General features: G+C 58.3%; 3 protein-coding genes. All 3 read right to left on the bottom strand.

Annotation, left to right across the window (positions count from 1 at the left end):
• Window positions 1–5 precede the first annotated feature (5 nt).
• Window positions 6–353: a hypothetical protein gene (locus tag Q9Q40_01410; GenBank protein ID MDQ7005869.1), complete on the bottom strand. Its 348-nt coding sequence runs from the start codon at window positions 351–353 to the stop codon at window positions 6–8.
• A gap of 121 nt (window positions 354–474) precedes the next feature.
• Window positions 475–849, bottom strand: a complete 375-nt coding sequence (locus Q9Q40_01405; GenBank protein ID MDQ7005868.1) for a hypothetical protein — start codon at window positions 847–849, stop codon at window positions 475–477.
• Between the two features lie 398 nt (window positions 850–1,247).
• On the bottom strand, window positions 1,248–2,184 hold a 937-nt coding region (locus Q9Q40_01400), incomplete at its 5' end, for an RHS repeat-associated core domain-containing protein (GenBank protein ID MDQ7005867.1).

The raw sequence follows: 2,184 nt of genomic DNA, 5'->3' as shown, positions 1-2,184 counted from the left end.
CCCGTTCATAGGTAGCGCCAGCTCTGGGTCTGGGTCGCGCCGACGGTCAAGTTGTAGTGAGTGGGATCGGCGCCATCGAGGCTGGCGGTCAGCGCCGTGCGGCGCCCCGCCTGGTCCCAAGTGCTCGCCAGCTCCACGCACCCGGTGCCGCCGCTGTTGCATGTGCCCGAAGTGCTGGCGTAGATCGTCTTCGCCACCCGGCTCAGGCTGTCGTACCCGGTGCGCTGCTCCCGGCCGTCGGGCATGACCCGCAGGGTCTGGCGGCCCTGGGCGTCGTACTCGTAGCGGTGCACCTGGGTCCACTGCGGTTGCCCAGCGCCGGGCTCGCCACTGGGCACGTACCAGGTGCGCACGCTGTCGCGCCTGCTGACAGGGATGCTGTCTCCACCAGGTAGCTCGAGCAAGAACCCCCTCATTGTCGACAAGCCCAACGTGAGGACCCGTAACCGCCAGCGGCAGAACGGCCAGCATTCTTCAAATCCGCGGACTTCGCCTGATTCCGACCTGAATCGGCAGATGCTCGTCTGTGTATCGCTCATCGACGGCGAGCACAGTGACCTTGACGCTGAATCTCTTTGTGCCAATGAGAGACTTGAGGGTCGTCAGTATTCCAAGTTGCACAATCTCAAGGCAATCCCAATTCTCGTCGAATGACTCGCCTGCCATCAGACCATCGAAGACTTCTCGCTCAATCTGCCTGCCCTTGTACCATACCGATGCGTCGATCTTCCACCGAAGAGGGCAGTCGTTTACGACATCAGAAGGACCACGGCCTGGGAAAAGACAGTCCTCTGTATTCTCCACAATCAAGGCCAGCTCGTAGTTTGCCATATCGGAGATCTCGACCACATATTCCTCGGTGTTTCCAACCCTGTCGAAGAAGAACGGCTTCGTGGGAGCGATAAATACGAAAGGACCCTTTGGGGGAATCGTGTGACACCCTTTCCAGGTGCATGCCGAAATGCACAGTAAGACGCCAACGAAGAAAAGCCGAGTAGTGTGAACGAGACATTTCGACGCGAATGTCATTGCCACTATCCTCACTGGTACTGGTCGTGCAGCCAACCGGCTGCATCTTGGCAATTGTAAATGAATAGCCCCCATCCATCTGCGGGACCTCCAATCATCTGTTTCGGATCTGATGGTGGAAACAGATCTGAACTCTTCCAGTCATCAAAGGGATCGACTCCTGGAGGTAGTCTCGGCATTTCGCCAAAGACGGATTGCTCGAAAACGGTCTCCTCTTTCTAAAGACCTGTCGGACCGTATCCCCTGTTGTCAACTGCTCCATCAGCCCTGAGCCAGATTACCTGCTCGTGCGCAAGGCCAGCAGAACTCTCATAGCTCCTCAAGAACATGTAATTCCGCTCTTTGAAAGGATCCAATGGTCGGTACTTCGAGATGATCATCGAATCTCCAGGTTTCCAACCATAGGTTTCTTTCAACTCTCTGAAGGACTTCACTCGGTTCCAGTAGTCCCGTGCCGCGCTGTTCACCGTCTCCGTGACAGTAATACATGTCGAGTAGGTGTAACCAGAACACGGATCTTTCTTCAGCGTTTCGTACTTCAATGCCTCTGCCCCGAACCTCCCCGCATCAGCGACAGACTCTAGCTGCTCGGCCATTCGCGTCAGCTGATCGATAAGCACCCGCGCATCCCTGGCATCCTCACCACTCATCGACTCTGTTTGCGCCCCCAACTCCTCGGCCCTCGCAAGCATCTTTCCCGCAAGCTCCGACGCATCTCTAGCAATGCGAGTAGCATGGGCCTGATTGCCCATCTCGACTGATCGCGCCATCCAAAGGAATGCCCGTTGCGTTACTCGAACGCCGTTCACGTAAAAACCCGCAACAGGAGAGTTGATCCCGGCATCGATTCGGGTCAACGAACTCCGGGAGCCAAGTATCGGCGGTAGCCGGCTTCGCTCCCTCAATCCGCTGGGATCGGTTTTCATCGTCGGGCTCGCGCCCACGTAGGCGTAGACGTTCAGGCCGCCGGACTCGCCGATGGGGTCTTGTTCGATGAAGCGGCCCGTGGCGGGGTCGTACCAGCGGTGGTGCATCAGGTACAGGCCGGTGGACTCCTCCCAGCGGGCGCCCGTGAAGCCGTAGGAAACCGGGACCGGGGCGCCTTGCCAGGACGGCAGCGACACCGCCTTGCCGTAGGGGTCGTAGGTGTTGCGG

It is taken from the genome of Acidobacteriota bacterium (genome assembly GCA_030949985.1).
Lineage (GTDB): Bacteria > Acidobacteriota > Polarisedimenticolia > J045 > J045 > JALTMS01.
The sequence above is the reverse complement of the archived record's forward strand: the minus strand, read 5'-3'. Positions and strand labels throughout refer to the sequence as shown.